The sequence below is a fragment of the Blastococcus carthaginiensis genome (assembly GCF_030731085.1).
GTDB classification, from domain to species: Bacteria; Actinomycetota; Actinomycetes; order Mycobacteriales; family Geodermatophilaceae; genus Blastococcus; species Blastococcus carthaginiensis.
In genome coordinates this window covers 13,342-28,755 of the sequence record NZ_JASNFN010000021.1, presented here as the reverse complement: position 1 = coordinate 28,755, position 15,414 = coordinate 13,342, and the positions used below count along the sequence as shown (strand labels likewise).

General features: G+C 75.6%; 14 protein-coding genes. 8 read left to right on the top strand and 6 right to left on the bottom strand.

Annotated elements, in window-relative coordinates; genetic code table 11:
- Positions 1–24: 24 nt before the first annotated feature.
- Positions 25–1,425, bottom strand: coding sequence for a GH1 family beta-glucosidase (locus QOZ88_RS16195; RefSeq protein ID WP_306000764.1), 1,401 nt, complete (start codon positions 1,423–1,425; stop codon positions 25–27).
- A gap of 213 nt (positions 1,426–1,638) precedes the next feature.
- On the opposite strand from QOZ88_RS16195, the gene QOZ88_RS16190 reads away from it, so the two are divergent.
- Positions 1,639–2,667 carry a LacI family DNA-binding transcriptional regulator gene (locus tag QOZ88_RS16190; RefSeq protein WP_306000763.1) on the top strand — a complete coding sequence of 343 codons (1,029 nt, stop codon included), beginning with the start codon at positions 1,639–1,641 and terminating at the stop codon, positions 2,665–2,667.
- Positions 2,668–2,787: 120 nt separating this feature from the next.
- Here QOZ88_RS16190 and QOZ88_RS16185 read toward each other — a convergent pair whose 3' ends face one another.
- Both QOZ88_RS16185 and QOZ88_RS16180 read right to left on the bottom strand, forming a co-directional pair.
- Entirely contained in the window at positions 2,788–3,993 is a 1,206-nt protein-coding gene (locus QOZ88_RS16185) for a M20 metallopeptidase family protein (RefSeq protein WP_306000762.1), read from the bottom strand.
- A 45-nt stretch (positions 3,994–4,038) separates the two neighbouring features.
- Positions 4,039–4,620, bottom strand: coding sequence for a pirin family protein (locus tag QOZ88_RS16180; RefSeq protein WP_306000761.1), 582 nt, complete (start codon positions 4,618–4,620; stop codon positions 4,039–4,041).
- 44 nt (positions 4,621–4,664) lie between these two features.
- On the opposite strand from QOZ88_RS16180, the gene QOZ88_RS16175 reads away from it, so the two are divergent.
- The 6 genes from QOZ88_RS16175 to QOZ88_RS16150 all read left to right on the top strand — a co-directional run bounded on the left by QOZ88_RS16175 (position 4,665) and on the right by QOZ88_RS16150 (position 11,333).
- Positions 4,665–5,843, top strand: coding sequence for a PucR family transcriptional regulator (locus tag QOZ88_RS16175; protein WP_306000760.1), 1,179 nt, complete (start codon positions 4,665–4,667; stop codon positions 5,841–5,843).
- Positions 5,844–5,931: 88 nt separating this feature from the next.
- Positions 5,932–7,191, top strand: a complete 1,260-nt coding sequence (locus QOZ88_RS16170) for an acyltransferase domain-containing protein (RefSeq protein WP_306000759.1) — start codon at positions 5,932–5,934, stop codon at positions 7,189–7,191.
- Entirely contained in the window at positions 7,188–8,156 is a 969-nt protein-coding gene (locus QOZ88_RS16165; protein WP_306000758.1) for a beta-ketoacyl-ACP synthase III, read from the top strand. The genes QOZ88_RS16170 and QOZ88_RS16165 overlap by 4 nt, the downstream gene beginning before the upstream one ends.
- A 113-nt stretch (positions 8,157–8,269) precedes the next feature.
- Positions 8,270–8,515, top strand: a complete 246-nt coding sequence (locus QOZ88_RS16160; RefSeq protein ID WP_236825729.1) for an acyl carrier protein — start codon at positions 8,270–8,272, stop codon at positions 8,513–8,515.
- Positions 8,516–8,599: 84 nt separating this feature from the next.
- The gene (locus QOZ88_RS16155) at positions 8,600–9,841 is read left to right on the top strand and encodes a beta-ketoacyl-[acyl-carrier-protein] synthase family protein (protein ID WP_306000757.1); all 1,242 of its coding nucleotides are present in this window, start codon (positions 8,600–8,602) and stop codon (positions 9,839–9,841) included.
- Between the two features lie 79 nt (positions 9,842–9,920).
- Positions 9,921–11,333, top strand: coding sequence for an acyl-CoA carboxylase subunit beta (locus tag QOZ88_RS16150; RefSeq protein WP_306000756.1), 1,413 nt, complete (start codon positions 9,921–9,923; stop codon positions 11,331–11,333).
- A gap of 291 nt (positions 11,334–11,624) precedes the next feature.
- On the opposite strand, the gene QOZ88_RS16145 is transcribed toward QOZ88_RS16150, so the two are convergent.
- Both QOZ88_RS16145 and QOZ88_RS16140 read right to left on the bottom strand, forming a co-directional pair.
- Positions 11,625–12,125 carry a DUF3145 domain-containing protein gene (locus QOZ88_RS16145; protein WP_091934603.1) on the bottom strand — a complete coding sequence of 167 codons (501 nt, stop codon included), beginning with the start codon at positions 12,123–12,125 and terminating at the stop codon, positions 11,625–11,627.
- A 445-nt stretch (positions 12,126–12,570) separates the two neighbouring features.
- The gene (locus QOZ88_RS16140) at positions 12,571–13,623 is read right to left on the bottom strand and encodes a GGDEF domain-containing protein (protein WP_306000755.1); all 1,053 of its coding nucleotides are present in this window, start codon (positions 13,621–13,623) and stop codon (positions 12,571–12,573) included.
- 208 nt (positions 13,624–13,831) lie between these two features.
- On the opposite strand from QOZ88_RS16140, the gene QOZ88_RS16135 reads away from it, so the two are divergent.
- Positions 13,832–14,725, top strand: a complete 894-nt coding sequence (locus QOZ88_RS16135) for a maleylpyruvate isomerase N-terminal domain-containing protein (protein WP_306000754.1) — start codon at positions 13,832–13,834, stop codon at positions 14,723–14,725.
- Here the strand turns inward: QOZ88_RS16135 and QOZ88_RS16130 are convergent.
- Positions 14,722–15,390, bottom strand: coding sequence for a TVP38/TMEM64 family protein (locus QOZ88_RS16130; protein ID WP_306000753.1), 669 nt, complete (start codon positions 15,388–15,390; stop codon positions 14,722–14,724). The two genes, QOZ88_RS16135 and QOZ88_RS16130, sit on opposite strands and share 4 nt — an antisense overlap.
- Between the last annotated feature and the right edge of the window lie 24 nt (positions 15,391–15,414).

Here is a 15,414-nt window from a genome sequence, read left to right as displayed (position 1 = left end):
ACTGCTCGGCGTCCCCTCGTCGTCTCAGCCCTGCTCGCGGTGGCGGCGGATGAGGTCGGCGTAGACCCGGCCGCTGTCCTTGATCGTGCGGCGCTGGGTCTCGTAGTCCACGTGCACGAGGCCGAACCGCTGGGCGTAGCCCCGGGCCCACTCGTAGTTGTCCAGCAGCGACCAGGCGAAGTAGCCACGGACGTCGACGCCGTCGTCCATGGCGGTGCGCAGCGCCGCGAGGTGCCGCAGCAGGAAGTCGGTCCGCTCGGGGTCGTGCACGGCCCCGTCGGGCGAGACCTCGTCGTCCCACGCCGAGCCGTTCTCGGTGATGACCAGCGGCAGGCCGGGGGCCTGCTCCCCGATCCACCGCAGCAACCGGGTGAACGCCTCCGGGCTCACGCCCCAGCCCATCGTCGTCGTGACGCCCTCGGGGTCCAGCTCGACGGCGTCCTCCCCGCCGATGAACGAGGTGGGCGGCATGCCCTCGGGCCGGGCACCCGCGCGCACCGTCTGCTCGAAGTAGTAGTTGACGCCGAGCCAGTCCAGCGGCGCACCGATCACCTCGAGGTCGCCGTCCTCCACCGGCAGGGGCGCGCCGGCGGCGGCCAGGTCGGCGACGACGTCCTCGGGGTAGGCGCCGGTGGCGACCGGCAGCAGGAACATCCGGTTCTGCTGCCCGTCGAGCCGCCGGGCGGCGTCCAGGTCCTCGGGCCGATCGCTCGCCGGGGACATCGGCGTGAAGTTCAGCGTGATGCCCAAGTGGTCGGCGCCCTTGTCGCGCAGCACCCGGGTGGCCAGGCCGTGCCCGAGCAGCAGGTGGTGCACCGCCCGCGAAGCCGAGACGGCGTCGCGGATGCCCGGCGCGTGCGCGCCCGACTGGTGGCCGAGGAGCGCGCTCACCATCGGCTCGTTGAGCGTCGACCAGTGCCGCACCCGGTCCCCGAGCGCGTCGTGGACGATGCCGGCGTAGTCGGCGAAGCGGGCCGAGGTGTCCCGGTCGGTCCAGCCGCCGCGGTCCTGCAGCGCCTGGGGCAGGTCCCAGTGGTAGAGCGTCAGCCACGGGTCCACGCCCCGCTCCAGCAGCTCGTCGACCAGGCGGCGGTAGAAGTCGAGGCCCCGCTGCTCCACGCGTCCGCCCCCCTCGGGCAGCACCCGCGGCCAGGCCACGGAGAACCGGTAGGCCGAGAGCCCCAGCTCCTCCATCAGCGCGACGTCCTCGGGGTACCGGGTGTAGTGCTCCACGGCGACGTCGCCGGTGTCGCCCCGGAACGTGCGGCCGGGGGTGTGGCTGAAGGTGTCCCAGATGGAGGGCCCGCGGCCGTCGGCGTCGACGGCGCCCTCGATCTGGTAGGCGGCCGTGGCGGCGCCGAAGAAGAACCCGGGCGGGAAGGTGAGCCCTCCGGCGAGCTCCGGACGGATGTCGGTCGAGGACATGGGCGCGCTGCTCCTTGGCGGGTCGGTCGGTCCGGGGCGCCGGTCGGCAGGGTGTGCGCCCGACGCGGTGGGAACGCTCTCACACCCGGCGCCCGAACGCCTCGCCCGATGCTCCCGCGCCCTGCGGACATCTCGTGCGGCGGCCGCTCGCGCACTACCGTGACCACCCGGTGGCCCCGTGCGGTCGCCGCCCGTCACCACCGAGGAGCTGCCATGACGACCACCGCTGCGCGCCCTCCGACGCCCACGCTGGAGCAGGTGGCCGCGCTCGCCGGGGTCTCCCGCGCCACCGTCTCGCGGGTCATCAACGACTCGCCGCGCGTCAGCCCGGCGGCGCGGGACGCGGTGCACGCCGCGGTGGAGGCGCTGCGCTACGTGCCCAACCGGATGGCCCGCAGCCTCGTCACCCGGCGCACCGACACGATCGCCCTGGTGCTCTCGGAGTCGAACACCCAGATCTTCGCCGACCCCTTCTTCGCCCGCATCGTCCGCGGGCTGTCCGCCCGGCTGGCCGACACCGAGCTGAACCTGGTCCTGCTGGCCGCCCGGGGCGGCCGGGAGCAGGAGAAGGTCGCCCGGTACGTGCAGCAGGGGCACGTCGACGGCGTCATCCTCATCTCGCTGCACCGCGACGACCTGCTGCCCGACCTGCTCGCCCGCTCCCCCGTGCCGCTGGTGCTCTCGGGGCGCCCCTTCGACGGCCGGGCGGTGCCCTACGTCGACGCCGACAACGTCGGCGGGGCCGCGGCCGCCACCACCCACCTGCTGCAGCTGGGGCGCTCCCGGATCGGCACGGTCGCCGGTCCGCTCGACATGGTGGCGGGCCTCGACCGGCTCACCGGGTACCGGACCGCCCTGGCCGCCGCCGGAACGCCGGCCCGGCCGGAACTGGTCGCGGAGGGCGACTTCACCGAGGCCGGCGGTTCCCGGGCCATGGCGCGGCTGCTGAGCGAGGTCCCCGACCTCGACGCCGTCTTCGTCGCCTCCGACCCCATGGCGGTCGGCGCGCTGCGCGTCCTGCGTGCCGCCGGCCGGCGCGTGCCGGACGACGTCGCGGTGGTCGGCTTCGACGACGCGGAGGTGGCGGCGTCCTGCGACCCGCCGCTCACCACCGTGGCCCAGCCGCTGGAGGAGATGACCGGCGCGCTGGTCGACCTGCTGCTCGAGCAGATCGGGTCGGGCGGGTCGGCGGTCGAGGCCCGTCTCTGCGGCACCGCGCTGGTCCGGCGCGCCTCCGCCTGAAGCCCTGGGCACTCGCCTCGGCCCTGCCCTCCCCCAGAGGCATAGGAAGCTTTTCACCCGCTATCGAGCCGCAGGACGCATGAATAGCTTCCTATGCCTCTGCGGGACCCCGGCGAAGCGTCAGCCCGAGAGCGCCTGAAACGCCATCTGCGCGTAGAGGGCGACGCCGGCCGGCAGCGGCTCCTCGTCGAACACGACCAGGTTGGAGTGGTTGGGCGGGGCCGTGGCGGGGTCCACGCCGTGCGGGCGGGCGCCGAGCCACGCCATCACGCCGGGAACCCGCTGGAGGACGTAGGAGAAGTCCTCGGCACCCATCAACGGCGCCGGCATCAGCACGGCCGCCTCCGGGCCCAGCAGCTCGGCCGCCGTCGTCAGCACGCGGGCGGCCATGCCGGGGTCGTTCATGGTCACCGGGTAGCCCTCGATGTGCTCCCAGTGCAGCTCCATCTCGTGCGCGGCCGCGACGTGGGTGGCGATCCGCTGGACCGAGGCCACGACGTCGGCCCGCCGCTCCGCGGAGAGGGTGCGGATCGTCCCCTCCAGGAAGGCGGTGTCGGGGATGACGTTGTTCGTGCTGCCCGCCTCGATGTGCGCGACGGTCACGACGGCGGGGTCGAAGACGTCGACGCGGCGGGTGACCATCGCCTGCACGGCCAGCACGATCTCGGCCGCGACCGGGATCGGGTCGGCCGCCGCGTGCGGCTCGGAGGCGTGCCCACCCCGCCCGCGGAGCGTCATGCGCCACTGGTCGGCCGCGGCCATCACCGGGCCGGGCCGGAGGTTCACCGTGCCGCTCGGCATCGTCGAGGAGACGTGCAGGGCGAACGCACCGCTCACCGGCGCCTCGGGGACGGCGTCGAGCAGCCCCTCCTCCAGCATGTACCGGGCGCCGTGGAAGCCCTCCTCCCCCGGCTGCACCATGAAGACGACCTGGCCGGCCAGCTCCTCCCGGCGGGCCGCGAGCAACCGCGCCGCGCCGACCAGCATCGCCACGTGGGTGTCGTGCCCGCAGGCGTGCATCACCCCGGGCACCTCGGAGGCGAACGGCAGGGCGCTGTCCTCCTGCACGGGCAGGGCGTCCATGTCGCCGCGGAGCAGGAAGGTCGGCCCCGGCCGGGCGCCGCGGAGCACGCCGACGACCGAGCTGGTCGAGGTGCCGGTGGTCACCTCCACCGGCAGCTCGGCGAAGGCCTCCAGCACCGCCGCCTGCGTCCTCGGCAGGTGCAGCCCCACCTCCGGGTGCCGGTGCAGCCGCCGGCGCAGCTCGATGGTGCGGTCGGCGTCGGAGTACGCGGCGGCGAGCACGTCGGAGGAGCTGATCGGCATGCCCCCACTCTCACCCACGGGACCGGGATCGCGCCCGTCGCCCGGTCAGCACGCCCAGCTCGGCCGGCCGGCGTCGAGCTGCCAGACCAGCACGGTGGCCGCGCCGCTGGTGCGCACCGCACCCCCGTCGTGCGGCCGCACGCCGTCGTCGCCGGCGACCAGCACCAGCCCGGCGGGCGGCACGACCTCCTCCCCCGGCTCCGCACGACCCACCCACAGCCGCGCGTCGGGCCGCCCGAGGTCCACCCAGCCGGCGGCCGACCGGTGCACCCCGTGCGCCGCGGGCTCCGCGGGCGCGGCGCTGCGGAGATAGCACTGCAGCACCCGCGCACCCCGGTCGCCGGCCACCTCGTCGTGGGTCAGCCCCGCCCCGGCGCGCAGCACCGCGACGTCACCGGCGGCGAGGTCGGCACCGCGCCCCCACCGGTGCTGCAGCCCCCCGGCCAGCACGACGGCGACGACGTCGACGGCGCGGTGGTCGTGCCGGCCGTAGCCCTCGCCGGGGCCGAGCCGGTCGTCGGCGATCCGCAGCAGCGGGCCCAGCGAGCCGTCGTCGGGGGCGAGCACCACCCGCGAGGCCGGGCCCTCCGCCCCCTCCGCGGGGGCACCGACCGGGGGAACGTCCACGGCCTCACTCTCCCCGATCCCGGTGGGCGTGACACGCTGACCCGGTGAGCCGGGTGAGCAACCACCCGCCGAGCGACGCGACGCTCCGGCGGCTGGAGCGCGCGTCGGGGTCGTTGGCCACGCAGGCCGTCGCCCGCATGGACGACGACCTGCCCTGGTTCCGGGCCATGCCGGCCGACCAGCGCTCCTGGGTCACCCTCGTCGCCCAGGCGGGGATCGCCTCCCTCGTCGAGTGGTGCCGCAGCCCCGGGCGACCCCCGCGGCTCACCGGCGAGGTGTTCGGCGCGGCGCCCCGCGAGCTGGTCCGGGCGGTGGCCCTCAAGCAGACCGTCGACCTGATCAAGGTCACCGTCGAGGTGATGGAGGAGCGCGTCACCTCCGTCGCCGAGCCCGGGGACGAGGAGACGCTGCGGCTGGCCGTGCTGCAGTTCAGCCGCGAGGTCGCCTTCGCCACCGCGCACGTCTACGCGAGCTTCGCGGAGAGCCGGGGGGCCTGGGACGCCCGGCTGGAGGCCCTGGTCGTCGACGCGCTGGTGCGCGGCGAGCGCTCGGAGGAGCTCTCCGGCCGGGCCGCCGCGCTGGGCTGGGCCGCCGGCACCCCGGCGCTGGTCGTGGTCGGGGCGACGCCGACCGCGGTCGACGACCCGCACGGGGCCGTGCGCCGCGCCGCCCGCAGCCTGGACTGCGACGTGCTGGTCGGGGTGCACGCCGACCAGCTGGTGGTCGTCCTGGGCGGCACCGGCGACCTCGAGGCCGCGGCCGAGCGGGTGGCGGACGAGTGCGGCCAGGGCCCGGTGGTCACCGGCCCGGTCGTGGACGGGCTGGGGCGCGCCGCCGTCTCCGCCGCGGCGGCGCTCGCCGGGCTGCGCGCGGCGGGCGCGTGGCCGGAGGCACCGCGCCCCGTCGCCGCCGACGCCCTGCTGGCCGAGCGCGCGCTCGCCGGCGACCCGCTGGCCCGGACCGCGCTGCACGAGCAGGTCGCCGCGCCCCTGCGCTCGGCCGGTGGCGGCGTGCTGGAGACCGTGCGGGCCGTGCTGAGCACCGGCGGCAACCTGGAGGCGAGCGCCCGGGCGATCTTCGTGCACCCCAACACCGTGCGGTACCGGCTGCGCCGCGCGGCGGAGCTGACCGGCCTGTCGGCGACCGATCCGCGGGGCAGCTGGACGCTCCAGGTGGCTCTCGCGCTGGCCGCGCTGGACCGCGACCGATCGCTCTGGCACTAGTCCCGGACGTCCGGTTCCCACCACGGCTCGCCGCTCCGAGGCCCCGAACGCCTGCGTGTTTTGGAGGAATCCCACAAAGATCAGCGGTGTGCTTTCGTACCCGGTCGCCGCGCGCGGGACCGGTGATCACTGGCACGGTGAACAGGTGCTCGCCGTCCTCGCCCCGGGTCAGGGTGCGCAGAAGCCCGGGATGCTGACCGACTGGCTCGACCTCCCGGGGGCCGAACCCTTCTTCCGCTGGGCCGGCGCCATCGCCGGCGCCGACCTGCTCTCCCTCGGCACGACCGGGGACGCCGAGGCGATCAAGGACACCGCGGTCACCCAGCCGCTGGTGGTCGCCATGAGCCTGTTCGTCGCCCGCGAGCTCGGCGGGCTGCCGGGCCCGGTGGCGCACACCCCGCACACCGGGCGCGACGTCGTCATCACCGGGCACAGCGTGGGCGAGCTCACCGCCGCGACGCTCGCCGGCGTGCTCAGCGTCGAGGCGGCGATCGCGCTGACCGCCGTGCGCGGCCGGGCCATGGCCGCCGCCTGCGCCCGGACGCCCACCGGCATGTCCGCCGTCCTGGGCGGCGACCCCGACGAGGTGCTCGCCGCGCTGGAGCGGCACGGGCTGACCCCGGCCAACATGAACGGCGCCGGGCAGGTCGTCGTCGCCGGCCCCCTCGACGGGCTGGCCGCGCTGAAGGCGGAGCCGCCGGCCAAGGCGCGGATCATGCCGCTGCCGGTGGCCGGCGCATTCCACACCAGCTTCATGGCCCCGGCCCGCGAGGAGCTCGAGGGCCTGGTGGGCGGCCTGCGCCCGGCCGACCCGAGCCGGCTGCTGCTCTCCAACGCCGACGGCGCGGCCGTCGACTCCGGCACCGAGGTCCTGGCCCGCCTGGTCAGCCAGGTCACCAGCCCGGTGCGCTTCGACTCCTGCCTGGCCACGATGCGCGAGCTGGGCGTCACCGCCGTCCTCGAGCTGCCGCCGGCGGGGGCCCTCGCCGGGCTGGCCAAACGCGAGTGGAAGGGCGCGGGCATCGAGGTGCTCGCCGTCAGCACGCCCGCCGACCTGGACCGCGCCCGCGAGCTGATCGCCGCCGAGCGCGGCCGCAGCGAGGCCGAGCACCTGCCCGACTGGCGCATGGTCGTCGCCCCGGCCCGCGGGACGGTCAGCCCCGCGGAGATCGCCGAGGGCACCCACCTCCCCGCCGGCACCCCGCTCGGCTGCATCCGCGGCCGCCGGGAGGAGGTCAACGTCTCCGCCGGCTACGACGGCGTGCTGGCCGAGTGGCTGGTGCACGACGGCGATCTCGTCGACGCCGGCGACCCCATCGCCCGGCTCTACCCGGAGGTGACCGCGTGACCACGCTGAAGCTCGACCCCGGAGCCCCGGGCGCACGGATCGTCGGGTTCGGCAGCTACCGCCCTCGGCGACGGGTGACCAACCACGACCTCGCCCAGCGCATGGACACCAACGACGAGTGGGTCCAGGCACGGGTCGGCATCGCCGAGCGCCGGTGGGCCGAGCCCGACGAGACGCTGGTCGAGATGTCGGTGGCGGCGGGCGGGAAGGCGCTGGCGGCCAGCGGCCTGGACGCGAGCGAGATTGACCTGGTGCTGCTGGCGACCACCAGCCCCCCGAAGGCGATCCCGGGCCTCGCCCCGCGGATCGCCTACCAGCTCGGGGTGCCCCGCCCCGGCGCGTTCGACCTCAACGCCGGCTGCGCCGGCTGGTGCTACGCGCTCAGCGCGGCGTCCGACGCGATCCGCAGCGGCACCGCCCGCAACGCCCTGGTCATCGGCGGCGAGCGGCTCACCGACTACACCAACCTCGACGACCGGGCGACGGCGGTGATCTTCGCCGACGGCGCCGGCGCCGCGGTCGTCACCGCGTCCGACGAGCCGGCCATCGGCCCGGCGGTCTGGGGCAGCGACGGCGATCTGCACGAGGCGATCGCCATCCCCCCGGACGAGACCGGCATGAGCATGGCCGGCCAGGCGGTGTACCGGTGGGCGACGACGAAGCTCACCGAGACCCTGGTCGAGGCCATGCGGCGCGCCGGCGTCGGGCCCGAGGACATCGACGTCTTCGCGCCGCACCAGGCCAACCTGCGGATCATCGAGCTGATGGCCAAGCGGCTGAAGCTGCCCGAGCGGACCGTCATCGCCCGCGACATCGTGCGCTCGGGCAACACCTCCTCGGCCTCGGTCCCGCTGGCCCTGGCCGCCCTGCTGGAGAGCGGCGAGGCGAAGAGCGGTGACGTCGCCCTCCTGCTCGGGTACGGGGCGGGCCTGACCTTCGCCGGGCAGGTCGTCGTGCTGCCGTGAGCCGCCCGGCCGGGAGCCCCACCGCTCCCCCCAGATCCCCGGGACACCCGTCCCGGACGTCGACGGCGCCCCCGCCCGGGGTCGCCGTCCCATCCGAGAGAGAGGACCCCGCGTTGGCCAGCACCCAGGAGATCCAGGCCGGACTCGCCGAGATCCTGGAGGAGGTGGCGGGCGTGACCCCCGCCGACGCCACTCCGGAGAAGTCCTTCACCGAGGACCTCGACGTCGACTCCCTGTCGATGGTCGAGATCGCGACCGCCGTCGAGGACAAGTTCGGCGTCGCCATCCCCGACGACCAGCTCGCCAACATCAAGACCGTCGGCGACGCCATCAGCTTCATCGAGAGCAACCAGGGCTGACCCCCCGGGTCCCGCCGGCCGACCGTCGGCGGGACCCGACCCCGATCCGGCCTTCGGGCCGTCGTCCGCACGAGGAGAGATCCCATGAGCCCGTCCACCACCGACGTCGTCGTCACCGGCCTCGGGGCCACCACGCCCCTCGGCGCAGACGTGGCCGGTACCTGGGACGCCCTGCTCGCCGGCCGCTCGGGCGTCAGCCGGATCACCGAGGACTGGGTGCAGGAGTTCCCGGCCCAACTGGTCGCCCGACTCGCGACCGACCCCGCCGAGCAGATCGACCGCGTCCGCGCCCGGCGCCTGGACCGCAGCCAGCAGGTGGCGGTCATCGCCGCCGAGCAGGCCTGGGCGGAGTCCGGCGCCGCGGACGCCGGCGTGGCCCCCGAGCGGATCGCCGTCGTCTTCGGCACCGGGATCGGCGGCGCGCTCACGCTGCTCGGGCAGGACGACGTGCTCGAGCAGAAGGGCCCCAAGCGGGTCTCACCCTTCACCATCCCGATGCTCATGCCCAACGGCCCCGCCGCCGCCGTCGGCCTGGCCATCGGGGCCAGGGGCGGCGTGCACGCACCGGTGAGCGCCTGCGCCTCCGGCGCCGAGGCGATCCGCTGGGGCCTGGACCTGCTCCGCTTCGACCGCGCCGACGTCGTGCTCGTCGGCGGCGCCGAGGCGTGCGTCCACCCGCTGCCCATGGCCGGGTTCGCCGCCATGCGCGCCATGTCCACCCGCAACGACGAGCCCGAGCGCGCCTCCCGCCCGTTCGACAAGGGCCGCGACGGGTTCGTGCTCGGCGAGGGCGCGGCCGCGCTGGTCCTGGAGCGCGCCGACTCCGCCGCCGCCCGGGGTGCCCGTGTGCACGCCCGGCTGGCCGGCGCCGGCGCGACCGCCGACGGCTACGACCTGGTCGCGCCGCACCCGGAGGGCGAGGGCGCCGGCCGGGCGATCACCGCCGCGCTGCGCGACGCCGGGCTCTCCCCCGCCGACATCGGGCACGTCAACGCCCACGCGACCTCGACCCCGGTCGGCGACACCGCCGAGGCCGCTGCGATCCGCTCGTCGCTGGGCGAGCACGTGCTGGTCAGCGCCACCAAGAGCCAGACCGGTCACCTGCTCGGTGCCGCCGGGGCGCTGGAGTCGGTGTTCACCATCCTGGCGCTGCGCGAGCAGGTCGTGCCGTCGACGGCGAATCTCGACGATCCCGACGACGACGCCGCCGTCCAGGCCCTCGACATCGTGCGCCGCGAGCCGCGCAAGGCGCAGCTCACCGCGGCGGTCAACGACTCGTTCGGCTTCGGCGGGCACAACATCGCGCTCGTGTTCACCACCGCCTGATGACGGACCCCGCTGCCCCCTGCCGCTCGCGCGCTTGCGGCGGCACCCTGCAGCGCGGCCATGAGCCCCGGAGGTACCCGTGACGACAGTCCAGGCCGCGCCCGCCGTGACCGCGCCCGACCCCCGCGACCCGGAGGACCGGCTCCGGCGGTTCTTCGACGCGGGCTCGATGCAGCAGCTGGGCGTCCGCGACACCTCCGGGGTGCTGGCCGCCCGCGGCACGGTGTCCGGCAGCCGCGCCATCGCCTTCTGCACCGACGCCACGGTGATGGGCGGCGCGATGGGCATCGACGGCTGCCGGCACATCGTCGACGCGATCGACGCCGCCCTGCGCGAGCGGGTGCCGGTCATCGGCATCTGGCACTCCGGCGGGGCCCGCCTGGCCGAGGGCGTCACCGCGCTGCACGCCGTCGGCGAGGTCTTCGCGGCCATGGTCCGGGCATCCGGTCGCATCCCGCAGATCTCCGTGGTGCTCGGCCCGGCCGCCGGCGGTGCGGCCTACGGCCCGGCGCTCACCGACCTGGTGATCATGGGGCCGGCCGGCCGGGTGTTCGTCACCGGGCCGGAGGTGGTCCGCTCGGTCACCGGTGAGAACGTCGACATGGAGAGCCTGGGCGGGCCCGACACCCACGGACGGCGCAGCGGCGTCGTGCACGTGGTCACCGACTCCGAGCCCGCGGCGCTGGAGACGGCACGGCTGGCCGTCGACCTGCTCGCGGCCCAGGGCAGCTTCGGCCCGGCCGGCGACGGAGGGGGCACCGACCTGGGGGCGCTGCTGCCCGAGCAGACCAACCGGGCCTACGACGTGAAGCCGCTGGTCTCCTCGCTGCTCGACGAGCCCGGGCTCGAGCTGCACCCGCGGTTCGCGCCCAACGTCGTCACCACCCTGGGCCGGCTGGCCGGGCGGACCGTCGGCGTCATCGCGAACAACCCGCTCCGCCTCGGCGGCTGCCTGGACTCCGCGTCCGCGGAGAAGGCGGCGCGGTTCGTGCGCATGTGCGACGCCTTCGGCGTCCCCCTGGTGGTGCTGGTCGACGTGCCCGGCTACCTGCCCGGCGTCGGCCAGGAGTGGGACGGCGTCGTGCGCCGGGGCGCCAAGCTCCTGCACGCCTTCGCCGAGGCGGTGGTCCCGCGCGTGACGCTGGTGACGCGCAAGTCCTACGGCGGCGCCTACATCGCGATGAACTCCCGCTCCCTGGGCGCGACCGCGGTGTTCGCGTGGCCCGGCGCCGAGGTCGCCGTCATGGGCGCCAAGGCGGCCGTCGGCATCCTGCATCGCAAGAAGCTGGCCGCCGCACCTCCCGGCGAGCGCGAGACGCTGCACGCCCAGCTCGCCGAGGAGCACGAGCGGATCGCCGGCGGGGTCAACCGCGCGCTGCAGATCGGTGTCGTCGACGAGGTGGTCGAGCCGGTGCGCACCCGGCAGCGGCTCGTCGAGGCGCTGGCCGCGGCTCCGCACGGTCGCGGGGCCCACGGCAACATCCCGCTCTGAACGACCCGCGCCTCCCACCGCTCGCGGGCGGCGGGGGGCCGATCCAGCACCTCGTCCACGCGGACAGGTGCGCCCCGGCGGCCGGGCGGCGTCCTGCTCCGACGGCGATGCCCCTGAGGCGGACATCCCGGGCCCTGAGATGTCCGCCTCAGGGGCATCGCTGCGGCGGCACGGCCGCGCTACGTGGAAAGGCCGTCCCGGCGCCGCTTCCCCGACGGCGCCCGGACGGCCCGCTCCAGGCTACGACGGCTCCCCGACCAGGCCGGGAGTGTCGTGCCCCGATCGTGACCTTCAGACCACCTGGTGCAGCCAGGTCACCGGGCTGCCGTCGCCGGCGTGCCGGTAGACCTCCAGGTCGGCGTCCCACGCGGCGCCCAGCAGCTCGTCGACACCGTGCCGGAAGGCCTCGATCGACGTCGCCGTGGCGGCCAGGTGCCGCAGCTGCTGCTCGGTGACGATGAGGTCGCCGTTGGCGCTGGTGGGCGCGCGGAACACACCGTGCCCGGGCACGTAGGACATGCGCTCGCCGTCATTGCCGTGGCTGGCTTCCTCGGTGACCTCGAAGCGCAGCATCGGCCACGCGCGCAGCGCAGCGACGAGCTTGGCGCCGGTGCCGGGCGAACCCGTCCACGCCACTTCGGCACGGTAGGCACCGTGCGCCGCGGGCTGCTCAGCCCACGACAGGGAGACCGGCGCGCCGACGACGCGTTCCAGCGCCCACTCGACGTGCTGGCAGAGCGCCTTCGGGCACGAGTGCACGAAGACGACACCCTGGGTTGACCGTCGCTGCACCGGGCACCTCCATCGACTCGATCGGTCTCGTCTTCCCCTACGGACCCATCGATTCGGTGACGCGCCGTCATCGGCAGTGGCGGAGCAGGGCTCCCGCGACAAGTTTGCACGATGGTGACCCCATCGCGCCAGCCCGGCTGCGACTCCTGGGGCGAATGTGGCGACCGAGCACGCGCGCGGCGCCTTGTTGCTGGTCAGCGGCCAATACCATCTGTCACCGACCACGTCCAGCAGTGTCAGCGTATTCACAGGTGCGCACGCTCAGCGGGCGCCGCACCGGTCTGGATCGATCCGGAACCGGTCGAGCCACGGGGGCGATCAGTCACTCTGCGTAGTCTTGCTGCGGAGCTCGACCGCTCCCTCCGCGGCGCACGACCAGCACGTCCGGCCGACAGGCGGTTCACGCTCCGTGATCCACGGGCCACGCGGTGTCGACGGCTTGGGGTCAGGAGTCGAGCACGCCCACCCGGTCGCCACCGGTGCTCTTCGCCCGGTACATCGCGACGTCGGCCCGGTGCATCAGGTCCTCGACGTCGTCGCCGGTCTCGACCTCGGCCAGGCCCACGCTGGCGGTGACGCCGAAGCGCGCCCCGCTGACCGCGACGGCGGAGCGCAACCGGTCGGCCAGCAGCGCGGCCGAGTACCCGGCGGTCACGTCGGCCAGCACCGCGAACTCGTCGCCGCCGAGCCGTGCCACGGTGTCGGTCTCGCGGACGGCACCGCCCAGGGCCGCCCCGACCGCGGTGAGCAGCGCGTCCCCGGCCGCGTGGCCGTCGGCGTCGTTGACGGCCTTGAAGCCGTCGAGGTCGACGAGGCAGACCACTGACTGGTGACCCCACGCCGCGGCCTCCACCGCGCGGGAGACCCGCTCGAGGAACAGCCGCCGGTTCGGGATGCCGGTGAGCGGATCGGTGGAGGCCAGCACCTCCTGCGTGCGGATCAGGAGCATCTGCCGGTCGTAGGCGGCCCAGGAGTTGGCCGACGCCATCGCGCAGACGATCGTGAACACCCCCATGACGGCCAGGAAGAACATGCCACTGGTGGTGAGCCCCGGCAGTTCGATGCAGAACAGGTACGCCGCCGTCATGACGCTGCCCATGGCGACCACCCCGGCCGGCGAGTACACGACCGCCGTGTAGGTCAGGGTGAGGAAGAGCAGCGCGTCCAGGGGGCTGGCGGCGCCGCCGTCCAGGCGCGTGGCGACGACGACCACGACGATGGTCGCGAGCGTCCAGCCGTAGAAGAGGGTGGGGCCGCGCCAGTCGCGCATCATGGCCCGCAGCGGGAGCAGCAGCGTCGCGGGGACGGCCACGGCGGTGCCGGCGGCCAGGCCGACCAGGCCGAGGCGGGCGGCGACGGGACCGTCGGCCAGCAGCGCGTAGGCGGCGACGGCGAGCGCCGACAGCTCGGTGACCAGCACGCCGATCCGCACGTGCCGGATCCAGAAGGCGACGCGGGCGTCGTCGCCGGCCAGCGGCCGGTACAGCCCGGACCGCACGCGGGTCAGCGCCGCGGTCGCGGCCGACCGCGGCCGCACTCCGGAGGCCGGAGGGCTCCCGGCTCGGCGGTCATGCGCCGATGCGTCACTCACAGGGTGGCGATCGGTCCCGCCCGGCCGCTGCTTGACGCCGTGCTCACCCCTGCGGGTGACCGGCGCCACGCGAGGTGATGCCTGCCCCGCCGGGCCTCCGGGTAGGGCCACCCGCGTGGGTGCACACCAGGGCATGGCCGAGGCGGGACGGGACGCCGTCGCCGGGATGGTGCTGGAGGCGTGGGACGCGTTCCTGGCGCAGGCGGAGTCCGTGGACCTCGGCCGGTCTTCGCGGCTGCCGGGATGGCGGGCGCACGAGATCTGCGTGCACCTGGGGTGCTGGGACGACCACGCGGCCCTGCACGACCTCATCGCCTCGGCGCGCACCGGCGCGACCGGGACGCCACCGGACCCGGATGCGGTGAACGCCCGCGTCGTCGCCGCCCACCGCGACGCCTCCCGCGAAGAGGTGCTGGCCGGGCTGCGCCGCAACCGCGAGGCGACCGCCCGCTACCTGGCCGACGAGCCCGTGGAGCTCGACACCGCGCCGGCGGTCTCCGTCGTCGGCCGGGTGCCGCTGCTCAGCGTCGCCCTGGGCCAGGCGTACGAGCTCGCCGTCCACGGCCTGGACCTGGTCTCCTGCGGGGCGGAACCCCCACCCGCCGCCGTGCTGCAGTCCGGAGTGGCCGCGCTGACCGACGTCACGGGTGCGCTGGCGGCCTCGAGCGGCATCTCCGGGCGGGTCAGCCTGGTCACCCCCGACGGCGGCTGGGGGTTCACCTCCGACGCGAGCGGCTGGCAGGTGCGCCGGGTCCCCGCCGGGGTCGTCGAGGGGCCGGCCGTCGAGGCCGCCGCCGACCTGCTGCTCGACGCCGCGTCGGGACGGGTCAACCCCGTCCCCGCGGCAGCGCGCCGCAAGCTGAAGGTCCACGACGTGCCGGGTCTGTTGCAGCTGGCGCCGATCGTGCAGCAGGCACCGGGCATCCCGGGCGGGCCGATCCTGCAGCTGGCCGCCCGCACCGTCGGTGGGGCCGGCGGCGTGCTCGGCCAGCTGTTCGGCCGGGGCTAGGCACCCCCGCGGGCCGGCCGCGCCGTCCGGCCCCGGTACCACCACGCCGTGCCGACGGCGAGCACGGCGAGGCCCGCCACCAGGCCCGCGACGACGACGGCGGCGTCCAGGTGGGCGAACAGCACGCCGGCCGAGGCGCCCAGACCCACCTGCACCAGCGTGCTGGGGACCAGCCCCACGGCCGTGGCTGCGGCGAAGGGCGCCGGCCGCACGCCCGCGAGGCCCGCCCCGTAGTTGACGGCGACGAAGGGGACGACCGGCACCAGCCGGCTCACGAGCACCGCGGCGAAGGTCCGGCCGCCGGCCAGCCGTCCCAGGCGCGGACCGGCCAGCCGGGCGACGGCCGGCCGCCCCAGCGCGCGGGCGAGCCCGAAGGCGACGACGGCGGCGAGCATCCCGCCGACGAAGGCCACGGCGAGCCCCGCGGCGAAGCCGAGCACCGCGCCGACGAGGGCCGAGACCACCGACCGCGGCACCGGCGCCAGCAGCACCAGCGCCACCGCGCCCACCAGCAGGGGCCAGGCGACGGCCCCGGCCCCGTCCACGACCGCCCGCAGGTGGTCCGCCGACGGCAGGTCCAGCGTCAGCGCCGCGACCCCGCCACCGAGCAGCAGGGCGCCGAGCACCGCTGCCCGCAGCCAGGCCCTGTCCACCGCCGTCCGCACGCCCCGATACTGCCCGAGGCGACG

Bases quoted from the DNA above. Each gene is read 5' to 3' on its own strand.
- QOZ88_RS16190 (WP_306000763.1), top strand. From the start codon at position 1,639: ATGACGACCACCGCTGCGCGCCCTCCGACGCCCACGCTGGAGCAGGTG.
- QOZ88_RS16195 (WP_306000764.1), bottom strand. From the start codon at position 1,425: ATGTCCTCGACCGACATCCGTCCGGAGCTCGCCGGAGGGCTCACCTTC.
- QOZ88_RS16155 (WP_306000757.1), top strand. From the start codon at position 8,600: ATGAGCCCGTCCACCACCGACGTCGTCGTCACCGGCCTCGGGGCCACC.
- QOZ88_RS16185 (WP_306000762.1), bottom strand. From the start codon at position 3,993: ATGCCGATCAGCTCCTCCGACGTGCTCGCCGCCGCGTACTCCGACGCC.